This window comes from Kitasatospora gansuensis, from assembly GCF_014203705.1.
GTDB lineage: Bacteria > Actinomycetota > Actinomycetes > Streptomycetales > Streptomycetaceae > Kitasatospora > Kitasatospora gansuensis.
Map to the genome: position 1 here is coordinate 4794371 of NZ_JACHJR010000001.1, position 24338 is coordinate 4818708.

General features: G+C 72.2%; 25 protein-coding genes. 20 read left to right on the forward strand and 5 right to left on the reverse strand.

What is annotated here, in order from left to right; genetic code table 11:
* Window positions 1-88: 88 nt before the first annotated feature.
* From alr to F4556_RS21525, 4 genes are all read left to right on the forward strand, one after another.
* Window positions 89-1270, forward strand: coding sequence for an alanine racemase (alr, locus tag F4556_RS21510; protein WP_184918605.1), 1182 nt, complete (start codon window positions 89-91; stop codon window positions 1268-1270).
* A complete protein-coding gene (locus tag F4556_RS21515; protein ID WP_184918607.1) occupies window positions 1267-2352 on the forward strand; it encodes an alpha/beta fold hydrolase in 1086 nt (361 codons plus the stop codon). The genes alr and F4556_RS21515 overlap by 4 nt, the downstream gene beginning before the upstream one ends.
* Entirely contained in the window at window positions 2349-2843 is a 495-nt protein-coding gene (gene tsaE, locus F4556_RS21520; RefSeq protein WP_313068454.1) for a tRNA (adenosine(37)-N6)-threonylcarbamoyltransferase complex ATPase subunit type 1 TsaE, read from the forward strand. The genes F4556_RS21515 and tsaE overlap by 4 nt, the downstream gene beginning before the upstream one ends.
* 96 nt (window positions 2844-2939) lie before the next feature.
* Window positions 2940-3080, forward strand: coding sequence for a hypothetical protein (locus tag F4556_RS21525; RefSeq protein WP_184918609.1), 141 nt, complete (start codon window positions 2940-2942; stop codon window positions 3078-3080).
* Here F4556_RS21525 and F4556_RS21530 read toward each other — a convergent pair.
* Complete coding sequence (locus F4556_RS21530; RefSeq protein ID WP_184918611.1) at window positions 3077-3631, reverse strand: hypothetical protein; 555 nt, start codon at window positions 3629-3631, stop codon at window positions 3077-3079. The two genes, F4556_RS21525 and F4556_RS21530, sit on opposite strands and share 4 nt — an antisense overlap.
* Before the next feature lie 140 nt (window positions 3632-3771).
* On the opposite strand from F4556_RS21530, the gene tsaB reads away from it, so the two are divergent.
* Genes tsaB through F4556_RS21555 form a run of 5 tightly spaced genes read left to right on the forward strand, consistent with a single transcriptional unit; the run spans window position 3772 to window position 7114 of the window.
* On the forward strand, window positions 3772-4416 hold the full coding sequence (gene tsaB, locus F4556_RS21535; protein WP_184918613.1) for a tRNA (adenosine(37)-N6)-threonylcarbamoyltransferase complex dimerization subunit type 1 TsaB: 645 nt from the start codon (window positions 3772-3774) through the stop codon (window positions 4414-4416).
* Window positions 4413-4895 (forward strand): ribosomal protein S18-alanine N-acetyltransferase, encoded by a 483-nt coding sequence (gene rimI / locus F4556_RS21540; RefSeq protein ID WP_184918615.1) that lies wholly within the window; start codon window positions 4413-4415, stop codon window positions 4893-4895. Before tsaB ends, rimI begins: the two co-directional genes overlap by 4 nt.
* Complete coding sequence (gene tsaD / locus F4556_RS21545; RefSeq protein WP_184918617.1) at window positions 4888-5967, forward strand: tRNA (adenosine(37)-N6)-threonylcarbamoyltransferase complex transferase subunit TsaD; 1080 nt, start codon at window positions 4888-4890, stop codon at window positions 5965-5967. The genes rimI and tsaD overlap by 8 nt, the downstream gene beginning before the upstream one ends.
* Window positions 5964-6224, forward strand: a complete 261-nt coding sequence (locus F4556_RS21550) for a hypothetical protein (protein WP_184918619.1) — start codon at window positions 5964-5966, stop codon at window positions 6222-6224. Before tsaD ends, F4556_RS21550 begins: the two co-directional genes overlap by 4 nt.
* A 35-nt stretch (window positions 6225-6259) precedes the next feature.
* Window positions 6260-7114: a polysaccharide deacetylase family protein gene (locus F4556_RS21555; protein WP_313068456.1), complete on the forward strand. Its 855-nt coding sequence runs from the start codon at window positions 6260-6262 to the stop codon at window positions 7112-7114.
* On the opposite strand, the gene F4556_RS21560 is transcribed toward F4556_RS21555, so the two are convergent.
* Window positions 7096-8286: a class I SAM-dependent methyltransferase gene (locus tag F4556_RS21560; protein ID WP_184918621.1), complete on the reverse strand. Its 1191-nt coding sequence runs from the start codon at window positions 8284-8286 to the stop codon at window positions 7096-7098. The two genes, F4556_RS21555 and F4556_RS21560, sit on opposite strands and share 19 nt — an antisense overlap.
* A gap of 303 nt (window positions 8287-8589) precedes the next feature.
* Here F4556_RS21560 and groES point away from each other — a divergent pair, with 303 nt between their 5' ends.
* The 3 genes from groES to F4556_RS21575 all read left to right on the forward strand — a co-directional run bounded on the left by groES (window position 8590) and on the right by F4556_RS21575 (window position 11845).
* The gene (groES, locus tag F4556_RS21565; protein ID WP_057231242.1) at window positions 8590-8895 is read left to right on the forward strand and encodes a co-chaperone GroES; all 306 of its coding nucleotides are present in this window, start codon (window positions 8590-8592) and stop codon (window positions 8893-8895) included.
* Between the two features lie 99 nt (window positions 8896-8994).
* Complete coding sequence (groL, locus tag F4556_RS21570; RefSeq protein ID WP_184918623.1) at window positions 8995-10617, forward strand: chaperonin GroEL; 1623 nt, start codon at window positions 8995-8997, stop codon at window positions 10615-10617.
* Window positions 10618-10843: 226 nt separating this feature from the next.
* Window positions 10844-11845, forward strand: a complete 1002-nt coding sequence (locus tag F4556_RS21575) for a LysR family transcriptional regulator (protein ID WP_184918625.1) — start codon at window positions 10844-10846, stop codon at window positions 11843-11845.
* A 49-nt stretch (window positions 11846-11894) separates the two neighbouring features.
* Here the strand turns inward: F4556_RS21575 and F4556_RS21580 are convergent, their stop codons facing one another.
* Window positions 11895-12221, reverse strand: a complete 327-nt coding sequence (locus F4556_RS21580) for a WhiB family transcriptional regulator (protein WP_057231235.1) — start codon at window positions 12219-12221, stop codon at window positions 11895-11897.
* A 493-nt stretch (window positions 12222-12714) separates the two neighbouring features.
* Here F4556_RS21580 and F4556_RS21585 point away from each other — a divergent pair, with 493 nt between their 5' ends.
* The 4 genes from F4556_RS21585 to F4556_RS21600 all read left to right on the forward strand — a co-directional run bounded on the left by F4556_RS21585 (window position 12715) and on the right by F4556_RS21600 (window position 17163).
* Window positions 12715-13326, forward strand: coding sequence for a response regulator transcription factor (locus tag F4556_RS21585; protein ID WP_014136228.1), 612 nt, complete (start codon window positions 12715-12717; stop codon window positions 13324-13326).
* 195 nt (window positions 13327-13521) lie between these two features.
* The gene (gene shbA / locus F4556_RS21590) at window positions 13522-14151 is read left to right on the forward strand and encodes an RNA polymerase sigma factor ShbA (RefSeq protein WP_281403658.1); all 630 of its coding nucleotides are present in this window, start codon (window positions 13522-13524) and stop codon (window positions 14149-14151) included.
* 253 nt (window positions 14152-14404) lie between these two features.
* On the forward strand, window positions 14405-15907 hold the full coding sequence (guaB, locus tag F4556_RS21595; RefSeq protein ID WP_184918629.1) for an IMP dehydrogenase: 1503 nt from the start codon (window positions 14405-14407) through the stop codon (window positions 15905-15907).
* A gap of 131 nt (window positions 15908-16038) precedes the next feature.
* On the forward strand, window positions 16039-17163 hold the full coding sequence (locus F4556_RS21600) for a GuaB3 family IMP dehydrogenase-related protein (RefSeq protein ID WP_184918631.1): 1125 nt from the start codon (window positions 16039-16041) through the stop codon (window positions 17161-17163).
* 59 nt (window positions 17164-17222) lie between these two features.
* Here F4556_RS21600 and F4556_RS21605 read toward each other — a convergent pair whose 3' ends face one another.
* Window positions 17223-17696 (reverse strand): hypothetical protein, encoded by a 474-nt coding sequence (locus F4556_RS21605; protein ID WP_184918634.1) that lies wholly within the window; start codon window positions 17694-17696, stop codon window positions 17223-17225.
* A gap of 171 nt (window positions 17697-17867) precedes the next feature.
* Between F4556_RS21605 and F4556_RS21610 the strand changes: the two genes are divergently transcribed.
* On the forward strand, window positions 17868-19430 hold the full coding sequence (locus F4556_RS21610; protein ID WP_184924925.1) for a serine/threonine-protein kinase: 1563 nt from the start codon (window positions 17868-17870) through the stop codon (window positions 19428-19430).
* Window position 19431: 1 nt separating this feature from the next.
* Here the strand turns inward: F4556_RS21610 and F4556_RS21615 are convergent, their stop codons facing one another.
* Complete coding sequence (locus F4556_RS21615) at window positions 19432-19941, reverse strand: SHOCT domain-containing protein (protein ID WP_184918636.1); 510 nt, start codon at window positions 19939-19941, stop codon at window positions 19432-19434.
* A 50-nt stretch (window positions 19942-19991) separates the two neighbouring features.
* Between F4556_RS21615 and F4556_RS21620 the strand changes: the two genes are divergently transcribed.
* The 3 genes from F4556_RS21620 to F4556_RS21630 all read left to right on the forward strand — a co-directional run bounded on the left by F4556_RS21620 (window position 19992) and on the right by F4556_RS21630 (window position 24325).
* A complete protein-coding gene (locus tag F4556_RS21620; RefSeq protein ID WP_184918638.1) occupies window positions 19992-21017 on the forward strand; it encodes a protein kinase in 1026 nt (341 codons plus the stop codon).
* Between the two features lie 54 nt (window positions 21018-21071).
* The gene (locus tag F4556_RS21625) at window positions 21072-22634 is read left to right on the forward strand and encodes a serine/threonine-protein kinase (protein ID WP_184918640.1); all 1563 of its coding nucleotides are present in this window, start codon (window positions 21072-21074) and stop codon (window positions 22632-22634) included.
* Window positions 22635-22705: 71 nt separating this feature from the next.
* Entirely contained in the window at window positions 22706-24325 is a 1620-nt protein-coding gene (locus F4556_RS21630) for a succinic semialdehyde dehydrogenase (protein WP_184918642.1), read from the forward strand.
* Window positions 24326-24338: the final 13 nt, after the last annotated feature.

A 24338-nucleotide genomic window follows, 5' to 3' on the forward strand; every position in this document is an offset into this window, starting at 1 on the left:
GTTGGCGTCGCCGTTCCCCGAGCCCCTGTCTTCCTAACCATGTGCCGAATGCAGAGGCTTATGGGCTGGTCTGGGAGACTGATACGCGATGACGACTGCGAACACGACCGGGACGGCCCTGCTCACCGACGGGGTCCGCGCCGAGGCGACCATCGATCTGGCCGCCCTGCGCGGGAACCTTGCTGCGCTGCGCGAGCGCACCCGCGGCCCCGAGCTGATGGCAGTGGTCAAGGCGGACGCCTACGGCCACGGTGCGGTCAGTTGTGCCCGGGAGGCGGTTGCGGCCGGTGCCCGGTGGCTGGGGACGGCGACGCCGGAGGAGGCGCTCGGGTTGCGGGCGGCGGGGATCGGGGCGGAGCAGGCCCGGATTCTCTGCTGGCTCTGGACTCCCGGCGGGCCGTGGGCGCAGGCGCTGCGCGCGGAGATCGACATTTCGGTGAGCGGGCAGTGGGCGATGGACGAGTTGCTCGCCGCCGTCCGGGAGACCGGCGTCCAGGGCCGGGTGCACCTGAAGGCCGACACCGGTCTGGGCCGGAACGGCTGCCAGCCCCGGGACTGGCCCGCGCTGGTGGCGGCGGCCAGGGCCGCCGAGGCGGAGGGGCTGATCAAGGTGGCCGGTCTCTGGTCGCACTTCGCCGCCGCCGACGAGCCGGGCCACCCCTCGATCCGGCTGCAGCTGGACGGTTTCGCCGAGGCGGTGGCCACCGCCGAGCGGGCCGGGCTGCGCCCGGAGGTTCGGCACCTGGCGAACTCGCCCGCGACCCTGCTGCTCCCGGAGTCGTACTACGACCTGGTCCGCCCCGGTCTGGCGATGTACGGGCTCTCGCCGGTGCCCGAGGTCGGCGGCCCGGCGGACTTCGGGCTCCGTCCGGTGATGGCGCTGACCGCCCGGCTGGCCCTGGTGAAGCACGTGCCGGGCGGACACGGCGTCAGCTACGGGCACCACTACACGACTTCGGGCGAGACCACGCTCGGCCTGGTGCCGATCGGCTACGCGGACGGCATCCCCCGGCACGCCAGCGGCACCGGCCCGGTGCAGGTCGGCGGCAAGTGGTACACGGTGGCCGGCCGGGTGGCGATGGACCAGTTCGTGATCGACCTGGGCGGGGAGACCGCCCAGGTCGGTGACGAGGTGCGGCTGTTCGGCAATGGTGAGCACGGTGAGCCGACCGCCGAGGACTGGGGCCGGGCCTGCGGCACCATCTCGTACGAGATCGTCACCCGGATCGGCGGCCGGGTGCCGCGCCGCTACCTGGGGGCGTCGTCGTGACCGAGAAGACGCCGGGGGTGGGCCGGGCCGCCGGGCTGATCGGGATCTCGGTCGGTCTGCTGGCCGCGGGTGCGGCGGCGGGCGTGGCGGTGGAGCGGCTGACGGTGGGCCGGGCCACCCGGCGCCGGGCGCGCGAGGAGCTGGACGCCGCCGCCCCGTACGGGTCGCTGCGCGGCCGTCCGGTGACGGTGGCGGCGGCCGACGGGACGGAGCTGTACGTCGAGCTGGACGGGGTCGAGGACGCGCCGGTCACGGTGGTGTTCAGCCACGGGTACTGCCTGAACCAGGACAGCTGGCACTTCCAGCGGGCGGCGCTGCGCGGCAGCGCCCGGCTGGTGTTCTGGGACCAGCGCAGCCACGGCCGGTCCGAGCGCTCGCGCTCGTACCTGGCGGGGGAGGCGGCCGGCATCGACCTGCTCGGCGCCGACCTGAAGGCGGTGCTGGACGCCGTCGCGCCGACCGGGCCGCTGGTGCTGGCCGGGCACTCGATGGGCGGGATGACCGTGATGGCGCTGGCCGAGCGGGAGCCGGAGCTGTTCCGGGACCGGGTGGCCGGGGTGGCGCTGGTCGGCACCCTGGCGGCGGGCTGGGACGCGGTCCCGCTGGGTCTGCCCACCGCCCTGGTGAAGCCGGTGAAGTGGATGGCGCCCGGAGTGGTGAAGCTGCTGGGTCGTCAGGCCGGCCTGGTGGAGGCGACCCGGAAGCTCGGCGCGGACGTGACGGCGGTGCTGTACCGGCGCTACTCGTTCGGGAGCGCGGACATCGACCCCGGGGTGTCCCGGTTCGTCGAACAGATGCTGGACGCCACCCCGTTCGACGTGGTGGCCGAGTTCTACCCGGTGTTCGGCGCGCACGACAAGCTGGCCGCGCTGGCGGCGATGGCCGGGCGGCCCGCCCTGGTGCTGGCCGGGACGAAGGACCTGCTGGCCCCGCCCGAGTACAGCGAGGCGATCGCCGCCGCGCTGCCCGGCTCGGACCTGGTGCTGGTGCCGGACGCGGGGCACCTGGTGATGTTGGAGCGGCCGGAGCTGGTGGACCGTCACCTGACGGAGCTGCTGGCCGCCGCCGGAGCGAAGGAGTGACCGCGGTGATCACAGTGGAGACCCCCGAACGGATGAACCGGCTCGGGCGGGCGCTGGCGGGCGTGCTGCGCCCCGGCGACCTGGTGCTGCTCTCCGGCGAGCTGGGCGCGGGCAAGACCACGCTGACCCGGGGGCTCGGCGAGGGCCTCGGGGTGCGCGGCGCGGTCACCTCGCCGACCTTCGTGATCGCCCGGGTGCACCCCTCGCTGACCGGGGGGCCGGCGCTGGTGCACGTGGACGCGTACCGGCTGGGCGGCGGCCTGGACGAGATGGAGGACCTCGATCTCGACGTCTCGCTGCCGGAGTCGGTGGTGGTGGTCGAGTGGGGTGAAGGCAAGGTCGAGCAGTTGACGGACGATCGGCTGGAGGTCCGGATCGAACGGGCGATCGGCGCCGAGGCCGAGGACGACGCGGACCCGCGCCAGGTCCGGCTGACCGGGATCGGCCCGCGCTGGGCCGGAGTCGACCTGGCGGGGCTCGGTACGGTCTGAGTTTCCGACGGAGTGTCGGCAAGGTGTTGTCGGTGGGCCGTCGGATGTGGTGGGATGGGCTCTGCGGTTAGGTGTGCCTAACTAGGGAGACACATCATGTCCAGCACGAAGCCAGCTCCGACGCCGGATCCGCAGGCCCCGATGCGGGCGCTGCTCGCCGCCGCCGCGGCCGCCCGCGCGGTCTCCACGCCGCCGAAGGCCCCGGCCATTGAGCCCGAGGCCAAGAAGGCCGCTTAGGGGATCACCACGACCTTGGTCCCGTTCGGCGCGAAGTCCCAGAGGGTCTGGCTGTCGGCCCGGCCGGAGCGGATGCCGCCGGTCTTGGTCTTCGGATCGGCCGGCGGGGTGGCCCCGTCCAGGGCGGCGCTGAAGCCGAAGACCACGGTGTTCTGCTGGGTGAACCGGACCACGTGCTCGATCTGGCGGCCGTCGGTGCCCATGCCGGTGGCCGTCCGGCTGTAGACCGTGTAGCTGCCGGGCGCGGGCTCGACCGAGCCCGGGGTGACCGGGAAGGCGGACTGGGTCGGTGGGGTCTTCTTCGGGTCGACCAGCCAGACGTAGTGGCTGCCCGCCGAGTAGACCACCCGTCGGCCGGTGCCGGAGGAGGCGGGCAGGGCGGGCGCCGTGGGGGTGGCGGAGACGCTCGGGGTCGGGGTGGCGGAGGCGCTCGCGGAGGGCTTGGCCTCGGTGGTCCTGGTGGCCGCGCCGTTGGCCTGGAAGGCCAGCAGGCCGACCGCCGCCAGCGCCGCCAGGGTCAGACCGGTGACCACCACTCCAGGACGTGACACGTCTGCTCCTGCCAGGCTCGTACCCGCTCGTGCTGTCCGCCCATGGTGCCAGGTCCGGTGCGCCCGTCCGGACCGTCGTGGCCGTGTGTTCCGGCCCGGTATGAAATACCGACCCCGGCGCACCCCTTAACCTTGACCCCGTGCTGCTGCTTGCGTTCGACACCGCCACCCCCGCCGTCACGGCCGCCGTCCACGACGGCACCAAGGTGCTGGCCGAGGCCCACCAGGTGGATGCCCGACGGCACGGGGAACTGCTGATGCCCTCGATCGACCGGGTGCTGCGGGAGGCGGGTGTCGACAAGCACGCGCTGACCGGCATCGCGGTCGGCGTCGGCCCGGGCCCGTACACCGGCCTGCGGGTCGGTCTGGTCACCGCGGCCACCCTCGGCCACGCGCTCGGCCTGCCGGTGCACGGCGTCTGCACGCTGGACGCGATCGCGCACCAGGCCGAGGTGACCGGACCGTTCACGGTGGCCACCGACGCCCGCCGCAAGGAGGTCTACTGGGCCTCGTACGACGCGGACAAGCGCCGGACGGCGGGCCCCGAGGTGGGCCGGGCCGCCGAGCTGACCGCCGAGGCGGTCGCGGTCGGCGCGGGTGCGCTGCTGTACCCCGAGAGCTTCCCGCAGGTGACCGGGCCCGAGCACGTGTCGGCCGGCTGGCTGGCCGACTTCGCGGCCCGGGAGCTGGCCGCCGGGCGGGAGCTGCTGCCCTGCGTGCCGCTCTACCTGCGCCGCCCGGACGCCCAGGTGCCCGCCGGCTACAAGGCGGTGCTCCCGGCATGACCGCCGCCCGGCTGCGGCCGATGCGCTGGTGGGACATCGAGCCGGTGATGGAACTGGAGCTCCGGCTCTTCCCCGAGGACGCCTGGTCGCGCGGCATGTACTGGTCCGAACTGGCCGACACCGGCCCCGGCGGCACCCGGCACTACACGGTCGCGGTCGACGGGGACGGCGCCGTCGTCGGCTACGCCGGGCTGATGGCCGTCGGCGCCGAGGGCGACGTGCAGACCATCGCGGTCGCCGAGGACCAGCAGGGCGCCGGGCTCGGTGCCCGGCTGCTCGCCGACCTGGTGGCTGAGGCCGCCCGGCGGCAGTGCGCCGAACTGCTGCTGGAGGTGCGGATGGACAACCCGCGCGCCCAGCGGCTGTACGAGCGCTTCGGCTTCGAGCCGGTCGGCATCCGCCGCGGCTACTACCAACCCGCCAACGTGGACGCTCTGGTGATGCGTCTGGACAACCCCAAGGAGCCGGCCGATGGCTGACGAACCGTTGGTCCTCGGTATCGAGACCTCCTGCGACGAGACCGGTGTCGGCATCGTCCGGGGCACCACCCTGCTGGCCGACGCCGTCGCCTCCAGCGTCAACGACCACGCCCGGTTCGGTGGCGTGGTGCCGGAGATCGCCAGCCGGGCGCACCTGGAGGCGATGGTCCCGACCATCCAGCGCGCGCTGGACACCGCCGGGATCAAGGGCTCCGACCTGGACGGCATCGCCGTCACGGCCGGCCCGGGCCTGGCCGGTGCGCTGCTGGTCGGCGTCTCGGCGGCGAAGGCGTACGCCTGGGCGCTGGACAAGCCGCTGTACGGGGTGAACCACCTGGCCTCGCACATCTGCGTGGACCAGCTGGAGCACGGCCGGCTGCCGCAGCCCACCATGGCGCTGCTGGTCTCCGGCGGGCACTCCTCGCTGCTGCTCAGCGAGGACATCACCACCGACGTCCGCCCGCTCGGCTCGACCATCGACGACGCGGCCGGCGAGGCCTTCGACAAGATCGCCCGGGTGCTCGGGCTCGGCTTCCCCGGTGGTCCGGTGGTGGACCGGATGGCCAGGGACGGCGACCCGAAGGCGATCAAGTTCCCGCGCGGGCTGAGCGGCCCGAAGGACCCGGAGTACGACTTCTCGTTCTCCGGCCTGAAGACCGCGGTGGCCCGCTGGGTCGAGGCCAAGCGGCGCGCGGGCGAGACGGTGCCGATCGCCGACGTGGCGGCCTCCTTCCAGGAGGCGGTCACCGACGTGCTGACCCGCAAGGCGGTCAAGGCCTGCAAGGCCAACGGCGTCGACCACCTGATGATCGGCGGCGGGGTGGCGGCCAACTCCCGGCTGCGCGAGATGGCCCAGCAGCGCTGCGACAAGGCGGGCATCGTGCTCCGGGTGCCGCGCCCCGGCCTGTGCACCGACAACGGCGCGATGGTGGCGGCGCTCGGCTCCGAGATGGTCTGGCGGGACCGCGCGCCCTCCTCCTTCGACCTGTCGGCCGACTCCTCGCTGCCGGTCACCGAGGTCTCCGTCCCGCACACCGACCTGCACGCGGCCGCGCACGAGGCGCTGCGGTGACCCTGGCGCAGATGTGGGAGGCCCGGGCCGCCGCCGGCCGGGCCGCCGAACTCTCCGACTGGGTACGGGAGTTCGTGCTGCCCGTGCTGCGCGGCTCGGCCGGGCTGGTGCGGACCGAGCTGTTCGCGGCCGCCGGTGACCGGGTGCTGCTGATCACCTGGTGGGAGGGCGAGCCGCTGCTGGTCGCCGACCCGCCGGCCGTGCTGCTGGCGCGCCCCGTCCATCGGTGGGGGTTCACCAGCGAGCACGTCGAGTAGCCTTCCTGGGAGTTCGCTGAACGACGGGGAGCACGGTGAAGAAGACGTACGTCCTGGTGGCCGTGGCCATGGCCCTGGTGGCCGGATGCAGCGCAGGGGCGGCGCAGACCCCGGCCAGTCCGCCGGTGCCGACCTCCTCGGGCGGCAAGGCCGCTGAGTCACCGTCAGCCGTCGCGAGCCCGGCGTCCCCGGCGTCCGACAAGTGGGCCAAGTGGGGGCTGACGGCGCTTCCGCCGGCCCCCGCCGCACCGGCCGACAAGCCGGTCAAGCTCACCGCCACCGGCCCGGTGCCGGTCTTCAGCGAGGTGCCGACCAAGGACAAGGTGGTCTTCGTGACCATCGACGACGGGGCCGAGAAGGACCCGAAGTTCGTCGAGATGATCACCGACCTGAAGATCCCGATCTCGATGTTCCTGACCCGGGACATCGTCAAGGACAACTACGGCTACTTCAAGCCACTCCAGGCGCTCGGCAACCAGGTGCACAACCACACCACCGACCACGCCCAGCTCAGCAAGGTCTCGGCGGAGAAGCAGAAGTCCGAGGTCTGCGACGCCCAGACCGCGCTCACCCAGCAGTACGGCAAGGCCCCGCTGCTGTTCCGCCCGCCGTACGGCGACGGCGCGCACACCCCGCAGCTGAACACCTCGGTGCAGCAGTGCGGCCCGCGCGCGATCGTGCTGTGGCGCGAGTCGATGCAGATCCACGACATGCAGTACCAGGCCGCCGACAAGAAGCTCAAGGCGGGCGACATCGTGCTGGCGCACTTCCGGGGACCCAAGGACCTCAAGGGCGAGACGATGACCGAGATGTTCGCCGAGATGCTGCGCCGGATCCAGGAGCAGGGCTTCGCGGTGGCCCGGCTGGAGGACTACATCCAGGCCGGCTGACCCGGCGTCACCGGCTGACCCAGCATCATCAGCGGGCCCCGGTCGGTCCGGCAGAGGATCACCGTGACGGTGTTCGGCCCGCTGGGCTTGAGCTGCTTCCGCAGGTCCTCGGGGGTGATCGCGATGCCGCGCTTCTTGATCACCACGGTGCCGACCCGCCGTTCCTTCAGGAGTGCCTTGAGCTTCTTGATGTGGAACGGCAGCACGTCGGTCAGCTCGTACGCGTGCGCGTACGGCGTCGCGACCAGCCGGTCCGAGGTCAGGTAGGCGATCATCGGGTCGATCAGCCGGCCGTCCACCTGCGCGGCCACCTCGGCCACCTGGTGGGCCCGGATCACCGCGCCGTCCGGCTCGTACAGGTAGCGCCCGACCGGTCCGGCCGCCGGGTCGGGGAGGTGACCGCCCGTCAGGGTGTGCGGGCCCGGCAGCAGGGTGGCCCGGTGCGGCTCGGTGGCCCCGGTGCCGAACCAGAGCACCGCCTCCTTGACCTCCCCGTGGTCCGACACCCACTCCGCCTCGGCGCCGTCCGGCACCAGCGCGTGCGGGATGCCGGGCGCCACCTTGAGCGCCCCGTACGGAGTGCGGCGGGCCGCCTCGATCGCCCAGGAGAGCGGCGGGGAGTACGCCTCCGGGTCGAAGACCCGCCCGCGCGCCGTCCGGCGCGCCGGGTCGGTGAAGACCGCGTCGTAGCCGGTGACGTCCACCTCGGTGACGTCCGCCTGCCGGACCTCGATCAGCTCGCCCAGGCCCAGCGCGGCGGCGTTCGCCGCGGCCACCGCGCAGGTCAGCTCGTCCCGGTCCACCGCCAGCACGGCGATCCCGGCCCGGGCCAGCGCGATCGCGTCGCCGCCGATCCCGCAGCACAGGTCGGCCAGCCGCTTCACGCCGAGCGCGGCGAACCGCTGCGCCCGCCACTCGGCCACGCTGCGGCGGGTGGCCTGCTCGACCCCGTTCGGGGTGAAGTACAGCGCGTCGGCGTCCACGCCGAACTTCGCCCTGGCCCGCTGCCGCAGCCCCGCCTGCGCGAGCGCCGCGCTGACCAGCTCGGCCGGGTGCTCCTTGCGCAGCCGGGTGGCCAGCGCGAGCTCCTCGCCGGGCTTGAACTCCCGCAGTTCGGCGAGCAGTGCCTGCCCCTGGTCGGTCAGCAGGGCCCGGAACGATTCGATCTCCACGGGCCCATTCTGCCGCTCCGGATCAGTTGCACCGGCCGCTGCGGCTGCGGCGGGCCTGCTGGGTCGAGGCAGCGGTTCGGGCTTGCGGTCGTAGTACGGCTGCTCGGTTCCGGCGGTTCTCCGGGCCACGCCGTTGGCACTCTGGTTGACTGAGTGCTAACGGCCGCCTATGGTCGTTCCTGGCACTCCCCACCGGGTGAGTGCTAACGCGATGAAGCGAGTCTGACCCCCGCGACGGCAGACCCGTTCCCATCGCCACCTACCTGAAGAACAACCCCGTAATCTCCGAAGGGGAGCTCGGACGTGACCGCCAGCAGCAAGGTTGCCATCAAGCCGCTCGAGGACCGCATCGTGGTCCAGCCGCTCGACGCCGAGACCACCACGGCCTCCGGCCTGGTCATCCCGGACACGGCGAAGGAGAAGCCCCAGGAGGGCGTCGTCCTGGCCGTCGGCCCGGGTCGCTTCGAGGACGGCCAGCGTCTCCCGCTGGACGTCGCCGTCGGCGACATCGTCCTGTACTCGAAGTACGGCGGCACCGAGGTCAAGTACCAGGGTGAGGAATACCTGGTTCTCTCGGCGCGCGACGTTCTCGCCATCATCGAGAAGTAAGACGTACCAGCCCGCCCCGGATTCTTGTCACCAGTGACAGGGGCCCGGGGCGCGGTTGTTGGCTCACGTCGTCAGTAGACCCCTTTAGGAAACGGAATCATGCCGAAGATCCTGCAGTTCGACGAGGACGCCCGCCGCTCGCTCGAGCGTGGCGTGAACAAGCTGGCCGACACCGTCAAGGTGACCATCGGTCCCAAGGGCCGCAACGTCGTCATCGACAAGAAGTTCGGCGCCCCGACCATCACGAACGACGGCGTCACCATCGCCCGTGAGATCGAGCTGGACGACCCGTACGAGAACCTTGGCGCGCAGCTCGTCAAGGAGGTCGCCACCAAGACCAACGACGTCGCGGGTGACGGCACCACCACCGCCACCGTGCTGGCTCAGGCCCTGGTCAACGAGGGTCTGCGGAACGTCGCCGCGGGCGCCGGCCCGGCCGCCCTGAAGAAGGGCATCGACAAGGCCGTCGCCGCCGTCTCCGCGCACCTGCTCGCCAGCGCCCGGGAGATCGAGGGCAAGGAGGACGTGGCCGCCGTCGCGTCCCTGTCCGCCCAGGACCAGCAGGTCGGCGACCTGATCGCCGAGGCGATCGACAAGGTCGGCAAGGACGGTGTCATCACCGTCGAGGAGTCGAACACCTTCGGCGTGGAGCTCGACTTCACCGAGGGTATGCAGTTCGACAAGGGCTACCTGTCGCCGTACTTCGTCACCGACGCCGAGCGTCAGGAAGCGGTCCTCGAGGACCCGTACATCCTGATCAACCAGGGCAAGATCTCCAGCATCCAGGAGCTCCTCCCGCTGCTCGAGAAGATCCTGCAGGGCGGCACCTCCAAGCCGCTGCTGATCATCGCCGAGGACGTGGACGGCGAGGCGCTCTCCACCCTCGTGGTCAACAAGATCCGTGGCACCTTCAACGCCGTCGCGGTGAAGGCCCCCGGCTTCGGCGACCGCCGCAAGGCCATCCTCGGCGACCTGGCCACCCTCACCGGTGCCACCGTCATCTCCGAGGAGGTCGGCCTCAAGCTCGACCAGGCCGGTCTGGACGTGCTCGGCACCGCCCGCCGCATCACCATCACCAAGGACGACACCACGGTCGTCGACGGTGCCGGTGACACGGACGCCGTCGCCGGTCGCGTGAACCAGATCAAGGCCGAGATCGCCAACACCGACTCGGACTGGGACCGCGAGAAGCTGCAGGAGCGCCTGGCCAAGCTGGCCGGTGGCGTCTGCGTGATCAAGGTCGGCGCGGCCACCGAGGTCGAGCTCAAGGAGCGCAAGCACCGTCTCGAGGACGCCATCTCGGCGACCCGCGCGGCGGTCGAGGAGGGCATCGTCGCCGGTGGCGGCGCCTCCCTCGTGCACGCCCAGAAGGTGCTCGACGGCGGCCTCGGCCTGACCGGCGACGAGGCGACCGGTGTCGCCGTGGTCCGCAAGGCGCTCGCCGAGCCGCTGCGCTGGATCGCCCAGAACGCCGGCCTCGAGGGCTACGTCATCACCCACAAGGTCGCGGAGCTCGAGAACGGTCACGGCTTCAACGCCGCCACCGGCGAGTACGGCGACCTGCTGAAGGCCGGCGTCATCGACCCGGTCAAGGTCACCCGCTCCGCCCTGGAGAACGCGGCCTCCATCGCGTCCCTGCTGCTCACCACCGAGACCCTCGTGGTCGAGAAGCCGGCCGACGAGGAGCCCGCCAGCCACGGCGGCCACGGCCACTCGCACTGACGCCTGATCAGTCACCCGCGGGCCCGGTTCACTTCGGTGAGCCGGGCCCGCGGCATTTGCTCAGCCGTCTACGGTCAGGGGCTCGGGGAACTGCGACGCCGACCTCGGAAATGGTGATCCGTGCGTAGAAGGTCAGGCACTTTCGCAGTGACCCCGGCGCCAGACCTCCTCGCAGTTCCCCGAGCCCCTGGAAAGTGCAACCGGAGCTTTGCTTTATAACTGAAGCATGATCGAGGCCCGCCATCTCCGTGTCCTGCGCGCCGTCGCCCGCAGCGGTTCGTTCTCCGCCGCCGCCCGGGAGCTGGGCTGTACGCAGCCCGCGGTGAGCCAGCAGATGAAGGCGCTGGAGAAGTCGGTGGCCACCCCGCTGGTGGCCCGGTCGGGCAAGGGGATGCAGCTGACCGAGGCGGGTCAGGTGCTGTTGAAGCACGCGAACGGCATCCTCTCCGGCCTGTCGGCCGCCGAGGAGGAGGTGGCCGCGATCACGGGGCTGCGGGCCGGGCGGGTGCGGTTGGTGTCGTTCCCGACCGCGAGTTCCACCCTGGTGCCGCCGGCGGTCGCCCGTCTGCGGGGCGCCCGTCCGGGGGTCCGCGTGTCGCTGGTGGAGGCGGAGCCGCCGGAGTCGCTGGCGATGCTGCGGGGCGGCGAGTGCGAGGTGGCGTTGGCGTTCCGGTACCCGGACTCGCACGGCGGGGCCACGCTGCCCGCCCCGCACACCACGGCCCGGGAGGCGCGGGCCGAGGCGACCCTGGAGGCGGCCGCCAGCCAGGCCGCGAACGACTGGTCGGACCTGGTGGTCCGGCCGCTGCTGGACGACCCGCTGATCGGCCTGCTCCCGATCGGCCACCCGTTGGCGGGCCGGGACGAGAGCAGGCCGGTGGACCTGGCGGAGCTGGCGGCCGAGCAGTGGATCGCGGGCTGTCCGCAGTGTCGGGGGCATCTGGTGGAGCTGTGTGCGGGGGCGGGCTTCGAGCCGCGGATCGACTTCGCCACCGACGACTACCCGGCGGTGGTCGGCCTGGTGGCGGCCGGGCTCGGGGTCGCGGTGCTGCCGGGCCTCGCGCTGGAGGCGGTGCGGCACTCGGGGGTGGCCGCCGTACCGGTGCGGGCCGCCTCGGGTGCCCCGGCGGTGCGGCAGGTGGTCGCACTGACCCTGCCGGATCTGGCGGAGGTCCCGGCCGTGGCGCTGATGCTGGATCAGCTCGCCGGGGCGGCCGCCGGCCGGTAGCCGGGGCAGGGTTCGTTGATGAAACGTTTCTTCGCTGCCTGACGCAGGGTCAGCGCCTGATGGTGGCCGGCAGGGTGAGCGGCACCTCGACCAGCCTGTTGCGCGAACGGCCCATCAGTTCCTCGCGCTCGTCCTCGGTCAGTCCGCCCCACACGCCGTACGGCTCGCGGACCGCCAGCGCGTGCGCCGCGCACTCGGTCCGGACCGGGCAGCGCATGCAGACCTCCTTGGCGCTTGCCTCGCGCGAACTGCGCGCGGCCCCGCGCTCGCCCTCCGGGTGGAAGAAGAGCGAACTGTCCACGCCGCGGCAGGCGGCGGAGAGCTGCCAGTCCCAGAGGTCTGCGTTGGGGCCGGGGAGGCGGGAGAAGTCTGCCATGGCTCTTGTATCCCTTCATGGACCGGTATGCACACCTGGAAATATGACTTACGGCAACCACTGGGACAAGTCACTCACACAGCCACACAACAGTCAATGACCGTACAGAAGCTATAAAACCGGACAAAGAGGGCATGACGTTTGGCGGGTACCGGCGTGGCATTCGGGTGGCGCCGGGGGCGCGGGGGGATGCTCGGAAGCGCCGGTGGTGCGCGGCATGCGTGTGATCAGCACAAATGCGCGGCGTGTGCACCGCGATGCGGCTGATCGGTAACGGGTCGGCCACGTACAGTGGTGGAGATGGCCCTGAAAGCCGTAACTCATTCGAGTGACGGTCGTTGGAAGTGCGGAGGCGGTTAGCGGGCGCTGGACGTCGGGAACGACCACGGGAGACCGTCGGTCGGATCGGAGTCCTTCGTCATCCGGCCGTGTCGGAGAGATTCGTACCAGCCAGGAGGCTCAACGTGACGCGGATCAGCTGCGGAGGACGGTCATGACATCCGTACTCGTCTGCGACGATTCCCCCCTCGCCCGGGAGGCGCTTCGCCGCGCGGTGGCGACGGTCCCCGGTGTCGACCGGGTGACCACGGCGACGAACGGTGAGGAGGTCCTCCGCCGTTGGGTGGCCGACCGCTCCGATCTCGTCCTGATGGATGTCCGGATGCCCGGCCTGGGTGGGGTGGAGACGGTCCGTCGGCTGCTCTCGGCCGACCCGGGGGCCCGGATCATCATGCTCACGGTGGCCGAGGACCTGGACGGGGTCGCGCTCGCGGTCGCCGCCGGGGCGCGCGGTTACCTGCACAAGGACGCCTCGCGCGCCGAGCTGCGGGCCACCGTCACCCAGGCCCTGGCCGACCCGACCTGGCGGCTCGCCCCGCGCCGGCTGCGCAGCCCCGACATGGGCGCCGCACCGACTCTGACGGCGCGTGAGATCCAGGTGCTCGAAGGGATGAGCCACGGCCGGAGCAACGCCGAGATCGGGCGCGAGCTGTTCCTCTCCGAGGACACCGTGAAGACGCACGCCAGGCGGCTGTTCAAGAAGCTCGGCGCCTCGGACCGCGCGCACGCCGTGGCGCTCGGTTTCCGCTGGGGCCTGGTCCGCTGACCGGCCTTCACCGGCCGACGGGTTCTCATGCTCGCTCAGACGTATGACGTTACGGTCCCGAGGCTGCACCATGGAGTAGTGGAGCACCTCGGGGACCAGCGGGCGGAGGCGGCGGTGGGGGAGACGCATAACGTTCCGATGCACAACTCCGGACGCGGTGCCATGTTTTCCGCTCCGACCAGGCACCATGGACCGATGCGCGACGACGAATCCACCCACGCCGGCGGTTCGCGCTCGGCATCGGTGGCCTCGATCGAGTTGAGCGCTCTGGTCACGGCGGCGGTGGCGGGCGAAGGCCCGGCCATCGAGGCGCTGTTGGCGTACGTCCATCCGCTGGCGCTGCGGTACTGCCGCGGCCGGCTGGTCCGGCTGCCGGGCGGCGCCAGGCACCATGTGGACGACGTGGCCCAGGAAGTCTGTGTGGCGGTGCTCTGCGCACTGCCCAGGTACAAGGACGAGGGCCGCCCGTTCGAGGCCTTCGTCTACGGGATCGCCGCGCACAAGGTGGCCGATCTGCAGCGGGCCGCGATGCGTGGCCCCGGTTCGACCGTGATCCCGCCGGACGACATGCCCGAGCTGCCGGACGACGCGCTCGGCCCCGAGGAGCGGGCGCTGCTGAGCAGCGACGCGGCCTGGGCCAAGGAGCTGCTCTCCAACCTGCCGGCCCGCCAGCGCGAGCTGGTGCTGCTCCGGGTCGCCGCCGGGCTGTCGGCGGAGGAGACCGGGGAGGTGCTCGGGATGTCGCCGGGCGCGGTCCGGGTGGCCCAGCACCGGGCGCTCAGTCGGCTGCGCGCGCTGGCCGAGCTGACCGAGGAACCTTCCTGACCTGGAAGGGATCGGGCCCTCGCGGCGTTGTCAAGGGGGCGCGAGTTCGGCATTCGGGTTGCCAGTACCATGGGGTATCGGCGCCTGGGCAGGTCGCCAAAGTTTCGCGGGTGCGCGAGGGGTTCCGTTGGAGGTTCCTCCAGGGCCCCGGGTGTCTTGGCGGTCTTAGCTGGTGCCGGTTCGAGAGCAGCGTGCCCGGCACCCTCACCGGGCGCGGGATCAGATCGACGGCCGCCACGGAAGGTCCCCACTCATGTCCTACAACGCCGCAGGCGTACCCGAGAAGTTCGCGATGCTCGGACTGACCTACGACGATGTCCTGCTGCTGCCCGGTGCCTCCGAGGTGCTCCCGAACCAGGTGGACACCTCCTCCCGGGTCTCCCGCAACGTCCGCGTGAACATCCCGCTGCTCTCGGCCGCGATGGACAAGGTGACCGAGTCCCGGATGGCGATCGCGATGGCCCGGCAGGGCGGCGTCGGCGTGCTGCACCGCAACCTCTCGATCGAGGACCAGGCCAACCAGGTCGACCTGGTCAAGCGCTCCGAGTCCGGCATGGTGACCGACCCGATCACGGTCGGCCCGGAGACCACGCTGGGCGACGCGGACGCGCTCTGTGCGAAGTTCCGGATCTCCGGCGTGCCGATCGCGGACGAGGCGGGCAAGCTGCTCGGCATCGTCACCAACCGCGACATGGCCTTCGAGTCGGACCGCAACCGCAAGGTCCGCGAGATCATGACCCCGATGCCGCTGATCACCGGCAAGGTCGGCATCTCCGGCGAGGACGCGATGGCGCTGCTCCGCCGTCACAAGATCGAGAAGCTCCCGCTGGTCGACGACGAGGGCCGGATCAAGGGCCTGATCACGGTCAAGGACTTCGTCAAGGCCGAGAAGTACCCGAACGCCGCCAAGGACGCCGAGGGCCGCCTGCTGGTCGGTGCCGCCGTCGGCGCCTCCGCCGAGGCCTTCGACCGGGCCCAGGCCCTGGTCGCGGCGGGCGTGGACTTCCTGGTGGTGGACACCTCGCACGGCCACAGCCACAACGCGCTGTCCTGGATCGCCAAGATCAAGGCGGCCGTGGCGGTCGACGTGGTCGGCGGCAACGTGGCCACCCGGGACGGCGCCCAGGCACTGATCGACGCGGGCGTGGACGGCGTGAAGGTCGGCGTCGGCCCGGGCTCGATCTGCACCACCCGCGTGGTGGCCGGCATCGGCGTCCCGCAGGTGACGGCGATCTACGAGGCCGCGGTGGCCTGCCAGGCGGCCGGCGTGCCGGTGATCGGTGACGGCGGCCTGCAGTACTCCGGCGACATCGGCAAGGCGCTGGCCGCCGGTGCCGACACCGTGATGCTCGGTTCGCTGCTGGCGGGCTGCGAGGAGTCGCCGGGTGAGCTGATGTTCATCAACGGCAAGCAGTTCAAGTCGTACCGGGGCATGGGCTCGCTGGGCGCCATGCAGTCGCGCGGCCAGGGCCGCTCGTACTCCAAGGACCGCTACTTCCAGGCCGAGGTCTCCTCGGACGACAAGCTGGTGCCCGAGGGCATCGAGGGCCAGGTGCCGTACCGCGGCCCGCTGTCGGCGGTGCTGCACCAGCTGGTCGGCGGTCTGCGGCAGACCATGGGCTACGTCGGCGCGGCCACCGTCGCCGAGATGGAGTCCAAGGGCCGGTTCGTCCGGATCACCTCGGCGGGGCTCAAGGAGAGCCACCCGCACGACATCCAGATGACGGTCGAGGCGCCGAACTACCACGGGCGCTAGACACCTGCGTGAGCGGTTGACCAGGGGCGCGGGGACCGAGCGAATCGGTCGCCCGCGCCTCCGGCGTGTCCGCCCGGGCGAGAACGTGCGGGATACTTGGGGCGACCAGCAAGCAGCAGGAAGGGCTCGAAGTGACTGAGATCGAGATCGGGCGAGGCAAGCGCGGCCGCCGGGCGTACTCCTTCGACGACATCGCCGTCGTCCCCAGCCGCCGTACCCGCGACCCGAAGGAGGTCTCGATCGCCTGGCAGATCGACGCCTACCGGTTCGAGCTGCCGTTCCTGGCGGCGCCGATGGACAGCGTGGTCTCGCCCGCGCAGGCGATCGCGATCGGCCAGCTCGGCGGGCTCGGGGTGCTCAACCTGGAGGGTCTGTGGACCCGGTACGAGGACCCGCAGCCGCTGCTGGACGAGATCGCCACCATCTCCGACGAGGCGCTGGCCACCCGCCGGCTGCAGGAGATCTACTCGGCGCCGATCGACCCGGAGCTGATCAAGCAGCGGATCAAGGAGGTGCGTGACTCCGGTGTGGTCACCGCCGCCGCGCTCTCGCCGCAGCGGACCGCCGAGTTCTCCAAGGCCGTGGTCGACGCGGGCGTGGACGTCTTCGTGATCCGGGGCACCACGGTCTCCGCCGAGCACGTCTCGGGTGCGGCCGAGCCGCTGAACCTGAAGCAGTTCATCTACGAGCTGGACGTCCCGGTGATCGTCGGTGGCTGCGCCACCTACACCGCCGCGCTGCACCTGATGCGGACCGGCGCCGCCGGTGTGCTGGTCGGCTTCGGCGGCGGCGCCGCGCACACCACCCGCAACGTGCTGGGCATCCAGGTGCCGATGGCCACCGCCGTCGCCGATGTCGCGGCCGCCCGCCGGGACTACATGGACGAGTCCGGCGGCCGGTACGTGCACGTGATCGCGGACGGCGGGGTCGGCTACAGCGGCGACCTGGCCAAGGCGATCGCCTGTGGCGCGGACGCGGTGATGATCGGTGCCGCGCTGGCCCGTGGCACCGACGCCCCCGGCAAGGGCTTCCACTGGGGCATGGAGGCCGTGCACGAGGAGCTGCCGCGCGGAAAGCGGGTGAACCTCGGCACCGTGGGCAGCACGGCCGAGATCCTCACCGGTCCGTCGCACACCCCCGACGGCACCATGAACCTGTTCGGCGCGCTGCGCCGGGCGATGGCCACCACCGGCTACTCGGAGCTCAAGGAGTTCCAGCGCGTCGAGGTGACGGTCAACCCCGCGCAGCCCCGCTGACGCCGGGTCACATGCCGAAGGCCCCCGCTGCGTGCAGCGGGGGCCTTCGGCATGTGCGGTCAGGACGAGGCGAACTTGGCGGTGTAGGTGTAGCCGAAGTACACCGCGATGCCGTAGAACAGCAGGTCCATGAAGTCACGGGCGGACTTCCAGACCTCGAAGGTGAGGTCCAGCTGGCTGGTCAGCAGGTCGACGACGGAGAGACCGGTCTCCTCGTGGCCGAACAGCGCCGTGGTGAACAGCTGACCGAAGAACAGGCCGAAGACGGTCAGCACCGCGCTGACCACCGGCAGCACCGGGTTCCGGCCGCCGAGCCTGCCCAGCGTGAAGGTGACGGCGGCGGCGATGCCGATCACGGCCCAGCCGATCTCGCGCTCGATGGCCTTGGCGATGAAGCCGTACGCCAGACCGGCGACGATCGCGGCGCCGACGGCGGCGAGGACGGCGATGCCCGCTGCCTTCGGGGCCTCCGGGGCCGGGGCGGGGGCTACCGGCGGTGCGGGGAGGGCGGGGCCGGGCAGGTCGGTGCTCATGATGGGGGTTCCCTGGGGAGAAGAAGTGAACGACGGCGAACGCTAGCAGCGTCGAAGTGGCCGGGAACAGTCATTTCCGATCACGGGTCGAGTACGAACTCCGTTCTGTCCGGGGGTGGCTGACGCGCGGTCGGGGTGACACGACATGATGGGGGCTTGGCCGACCGCACTATGGGGGACGTGGCGATGACCGAGACCGGCGGACGTCTGTTGGGCGGGCGTTACCGGCTGACCGGGGTGCTGGGGCGCGGTGGCATGGGCACCGTCTGGCGGGCCGAGGACGAGATGCTCGGCCGGACGGTCGCGGTCAAGGAACTCCGGATGCACGACGGCGTCGACGAGCAGGACCGCCACCGTCTGGTGGTCCGGACCCTGCGCGAGGCCAAGGCGACCGCCCGGATCAGGCACACGGCGGCGGTGACGGTCTTCGACGTGGTCGAGGAGGACGACCGGCCGTGGATCGTGATGGAGCTGGTCGGCGGCCGCTCGTTGGCCGAGGTGATCAAGGAGGACGGCCCGCTGTCGCCGGTCCGGGCCGCCGAGATCGCCCTCGAGGTGCTCGGAGTGCTGTGCGAGGCCCACGAGTTGGGCATCCTGCACCGGGACGTGAAGCCGTCCAACGTGCTGATCGGGGACGACGGCCGGGTGGTGTTGACCGACTTCGGCATCGCCAGCGTGGAGGGCGACACCTCGGTCACCTCCACCGGCATGCTGGTCGGCGCGCCCTCGTACATCTCGCCGGAGCGGGCCCGGGGCCAGAAGCCCGGACCGCCGGCCGACCTGTGGTCGCTGGGCGGCACGCTGTACGCGATGGTCGAGGGCCGGCCCCCGTACGACCGGGGCTCCGCGCTGGCCACCCTGACGGCCGTGATGACCGAGCCGCTGACGCCGCCGGTGAACGCCGGGCGGCTGCTGGCGCCGCTGATCGAAGGACTGCTGGAGAAGGACCCGTCGCTGCGGGTGGACGCGGCGGCGGCCCGGCCGCTGCTGCGCCGGGTGATGGCCGAGGGCACCGTGCGGGCGGAGTCGACCACCGAGGTGGCCGCGATACCGGCGGCGGCGCCGTCCCGGCGGACGCTGCTGACGGTGGCGGCGGTACTGGTGGTCGCCGTGCTGGTGGCGGGGGTGCTGATGATGTGGCAGCCGTGGAAGAAGAAGGCGGCGGCGGGCTCGGCGGACGCCGCGAAGTCGCCCGCGGCCAGCGCCCCGGCCGTGCCCGGCCCGGCGGCTTCGAGCCCGGCGGCCAGTCCGGCGGCGTCGACGGCTCCGTCCCCGAGTCCCACGCCGACGCCGCAGCTGACGGGCTATCGGGAGGTGCGTGGCGCCCAGGGCTTCACGATCAAGCTGCCGGACTGGCTCAAGGAGGACGGGGTCCGCAACAACGGCAGCCAGTACGTCTACCGGGGCAACGGCAGCACGATGATCGTGGACTGGACGGACGCCCCGGGGTCGAGCGCGCTGAAGGAGTGGCAGGAGCGCGACCGGGAGGGCAAGTTCTCCGGTTACAAGAGCCTGGGCACCCGGCAGGTCAGCTACCGCTCCTGGACCAATGCGGCCGACTGGGAGTGGACGTACGACAAGGACGGCACCCGGTTGCACGCGCTCAACCGCGCCGTGGTGACCGGCAAGTACGGCTACGCGATCTACTGGACCAGCCCGGACGCGACCTGGACGTCGGCCGACCTGGTGCAGGCCCGGCAGGTGTCCTTCGACAGCTTCCAGCCCGCGCCGTAGCTCAGCCCTGGAGCAGCCTGGTCTTGGCGAGGGCGAACTCCGCGTCGGTGAGGGCGCCCGCGGTGTGCAGGGCGGCGAGCCGCTCCAGCTGGTCGAGCAGGTCGGCGGCGGGGGCCGCCGGGGCGCGGTGGCGGTCGCGGGCGGTCCGGGCGGTGCCGCGGAGCTGTTCGGCGAAGAACTCGGCCTTGTCGACCTCCTCGAAGCGGTGGGCGCCGGTGAGGGCGACCACCTTGAGGATCTCGCCGTTCAGGCGGCTCCTGGTGACGGTCACGTCGGTGACGCCCTCCAGCGGAACCGGCAGCGGGGGCTTCCCGTCCTTCAGGAAGACCAGGCGGTGGGTGGTGAGGACCAGTGCGCCCTTGCGGAAGTGGTCGGGGTGGCGGCCGGCCGTGGCGGCGACCGGCAGTTCGTCGGGCCGGGCGGCCTGCTGCACCGAGTGCAGGGCCGAGCTCTTGTTGCTGTCGCTGCCCAGGGCGTCGAAGGCCACGTCGATCAGATCGGTCCAGTCCATGCTTTCGAGGGTAGCCCGCGTACTGTGACACCCCTAGGGAGGGACGACGCATGCTGGCCCCGGGGCAGGTGGTGGGCGGGCGGTACCGGGTGACGGACCGTCCGATCGGTGCTGCGGTGCGGGTGGTGGAGCTGCACAGCGGGGAGCAGACCCGGCTGGCCGCGCTCGACCTGCCGGAGCTGCTGAACCAGGACGACTGGGACGCCGAGCCGTGGACCGGGCTGGCCGAGCGGCTGGCGGCCGGTCTCGCGACGGTGCCGGCGCATCCGCGGCTGCTGCGGGGTTTCGGGGCGTTCGTCGAGGGGCGGCGGCTCTGGGTGGCCGAGGAGCTGCCCGCCGGGGTGCCGCTGGCGGAGCTGGCCGAGCGGCCGTGGTCGCCTTACCGGGTGGCGGAGTTGGCGGCGGACCTGGCGGGTGCGCTGGGCGCGCTGCACCGGGCCGGGCTGGTGCACGGGAACGTCTCGATGGAGTCGGTGCTGGTCGGTGAGGACGGCGCGGCGCTGCTCGGCGGGCTGCTGGCCGGGGCGGCGGAGGAGGGGTACTGCGCCGCGCTGGGCGGTCCGGTGCCACGCCGGGTGTACGAGGCGCGGGCGGTGCTGCTCGGGGTGCGGGCCGAACGGTGGGCGCCGGTCGGCGGGGCGGCCGGGGACGGCTGGGCGCTCGGGGTGCTGATGTACCGGCTGCTGACCGGTCACCCGCCGTACCCGGAGCGGGAGTTGGGGGAGCTGCTGGCGGCGGTCCGGGACGGGCGGTCGGCTCCGGCGGACGGCTGCGGTCCGCTCCGTCCGGTGGTGGAGGGGCTGCTGGCCGGCGGTCTGACGCTGGGACAGCTGCGGTCCTGGCTGGCCGCGTTCCTGGCCGCGGCGCCGGAGCCGTTCGAGCGGGTCACCCCGTTGCTGCCGGTGGTGCGGCCGCGCGGTCCGGTGGTGCGCAGGCCGCGGGCGAAGACCCCGGTGGTGACGGCGGGTCGGGCCGGACGGCGGGTCAGCCCGTTGCTGCTGGGGCCGTTGCTGGTCGGCGGGGTGCTGGTGCTGCTGGCAGCGGCCCTGGCGGCGGTGGTCGCGTTCGGGGGCTGATCTAACCTGTGCAGGGAACGTGATTCGAACGCCTGGTACGGGGGAGCAGCCACTGTGGACGCAGGGGAGGGTCAGCGGCTGCTGGCCGGCAGATACGCGCTGGGCGAGCGGCTCGGCCGGGGCGGGATGGGCACGGTCTGGCAGGCCAGGGACGAGCTCCTGGACCGCGAGGTGGCGGTCAAGGAACTGACGGTCAGCCACCTGCCGGAGGAGGAACTGGAGATCCTCCAGTCCCGGATGAAGCGCGAGGCCAGAGCCGCCGCCCGGATCAAGCACCCCGGCGTGATCACCATCCACGACGTGCTGGAGCAGGACGGCCGGCCGTGGATCGTGATGGAGCTGATCGACGGCCGTTCGCTGGCCGATGTGATCAGCCAGGACGGCACCCTGACGCCCCGGGAGGCGGCCGGGGTCGGCACCCAGGTGCTGGCCGCGCTGCACCGGGGACACCAACTCGGCGTGCTGCACCGGGATGTGAAGCCCGCCAACGTCCTGCTGGAGCACGGCACCGGACGGGTGGTGCTGCTGGACTTCGGGATCGCCACCTTCGAGGGCTCGACCGAGCTGACCAGGCCGGGGGACCTGGTCGGATCGCCGGACTACCTGGCGCCGGAGCGGGCCCAGGGCGAGCGTCCCGGACCGGCCTCGGACCTGTGGGGTCTGGGCGCGACGCTGTACGCGGCGGTGGAGGGCGAGTCGCCGTTCAAGCGCAGCTCGCCGATCACCACGCTGGCCGCCGTGGTCGGGGAGCCGCTGCCGGAGCCGCGCCGGGCGGGTGCGCTCGGCCCGGTGCTGGCGGCGCTGATGGCCAAGGACCCGGCCGACCGGCCCGGTGCCGACCAGGCGCTGCGGATGCTGGCGGAGGTGACGGCCGGTCACACCCTGGAGATCAAGGCCGCGCCCGCGCCCCGGCCGCAGGTGGAGCCGACCCAGTCCGTCCCGGTGGTGGACCGGTCCGGGCCGGACGGACCGGACGGGTCGAACGGGCCGGTGGCCGCGCCGGAGCCGCCGACCGCGCGGCTGACCCGCCGTCGGTTCTGGCCCCGGGTGCTGGTGGCCGGGGTGGTCACCGCGCTGCTGGCCGGGGGCGCCACGTACGCGATGACCGGCAAGTCGTCCGAGGACCCGAACCCGCCGGTGTCGCAGAGCTCGCCCGCGCCGATGCCGGCTCCGAAGGGCTACCGCTGGACGGACGACCCGGGTGGGTTCCGCTTCCTGCTGCCGACCGAGGGCGGCACCTGGGTGCGGTCGGTGGAGAACACCCAGATCTACTACTCGCCGGACAACCGGCAGCGCTACCTGCAGTTCGCGGTGGCGGTCGGGCAGCCGCTGGAGCCGATCGCGCACTTCCGGGAGCTGGAGACCACGGTCAAGTCCGGCAAGGACTACCGGCAGGTGGCTTTGACCAAGGTGGACGTGAACGGGGCCGAGGGCGCGGTCTGGGAGTTCACCTACACCAAGGACGGCATCCGACGGCACGTCAAGGACGTGGAGTTCCGGGACGCCAAGGGCACCTCGTACACCCTGCTGGTGGCCACGCCCGACAACGACAAGGACTGGGTCGTCGGGCAGCGGATCCTGACCACGGTACTGAACGAGTTCGTCCCGACCAGATAAAGATCGGCCACAGATACTTTTCTGTTACCGACGGGTACCGTTCGGGTCGTCGAGCGCCTAGGCTGCGCCCCATGACGGACACCACGGCAGTCGGACAGACCACCGGACGCAACCCCGCCGCCCCGGGCGCGGCCCGGACGGTCGCCTCGGCCGTCCCGGCGGCCCTGGTCGCCCGGCTCGCCCAGGGCGTCACCGCGACCGGCGAGCCCGAGCTGGTGCACACCACCGCGCCGCTCACCGGCGAGCGGCTGGCCACCCTGCCGCAGTCCACCCCGGCCGACGTCGAGGTGGCGTACCAGCTGGCCAGGCGGGCCCAGAAGGCGTGGGCCGCGCTGCCGGTCCGCCGCCGGGCCGGGGTGCTGCTGCGCTTCCACGACCTGCTGCTGAAGCGGCAGGACGAGGTGCTGGACCTGATCCAGGCCGAGACCGGCAAGGCCAGGCTGCACGCCTTCGAGGAGGTGCTCGGCGCCGCGCTGGCAGCCCGGCACTACGGTCGCAAGGCCCCGTCCTACCTGCGCGACCGCCGTCGCGGCGGCGCCATGCCGGTGCTCACGCACGCGATCGAGGCCCGCCGCCCGAAGGGCGTGATCGGTCAGATCTCGCCGTGGAACTACCCGCTGGAGCTCTCGGTCGGCGACGCGCTGCCCGCGTTCGTGGCCGGCAACGCGGTGGTCAACAAGCCGGACACGCAGACCGCGCTGACCGCGCTCTGGGCCCGGGAGCTGCTGATCGAGGCCGGGCTGCCCGCCGACCTCTGGCAGATCGTGATCGGCGACGGGCCGGTGATCGGCCCGGCCGTGGTCGAGCACGCCGACTACGTCTCGTTCACCGGCTCCACCAGGACCGGCCGCGAGGTCGCCCAGCGCGCCGCCGCCCGGCTGGTCGGCGCCTCGCTCGAACTCGGCGGCAAGAACGCCCTGTTGGTGCTCGCCGACGCCGACCTGGACAAGGCCGCCGAAGGTGCCGTCCGGGCCTGCTTCTCCTCCGCCGGGCAGCTCTGCATCTCGATCGAGCGGCTCTACGTGCACCGCTCGGTAGCCGAGGAGTTCCTCCGCCGGTTCGCCGAGCGGACCAGCGCGCTGCGGCTCGGCGGCGGTCTGGCGTACGGGGCGGACATGGGATCACTGGTCTCCGACCGGCAGTTGGAGACCGTCACCCGGCACGTCGAGGAGGCCGTGAAGGCGGGCGCCACCGTGCTGGCGGGCGGTCAGGCCCGCCCCGACCTCGGCCCGCTGTTCTTCGAGCCGACCATCCTGGACGGGGTCACCCCCGGCATGGCGGTCTGCGGCGAGGAGACCTTCGGCCCGGTGGTCTCGGTCTACCGCTTCGACACCGAGGACGAGGCCGTCGAGGCGGCCAACTCGACCACGTACGGCCTGAATTCGAGCGTCTGGACCAAGGACGCCCGGCGCGGCCGGGCGATCGCGGCCCGGCTGCACACCGGCACCGTGAACGTGAACGAGGCGTACGCCGCGGCCTACGGCTCGGTGGCCGCGCCGATGGGCGGCATGGGCGACTCCGGGCTCGGCCGCCGGCACGGCTCGGACGGCATCCTGCGCTACACCGAGGCGCAGACCATCGCCACCCAGCGGATGCTGCCGATCGCGCCCTCGCTCGGCCTGGACGACGAGAAGTTCGCCGCGCTGTTCACCACCAGCCTGAAGGCGTTGAAGGTCCTGCGGTTCAAGTAGACGTGGTTCTCTA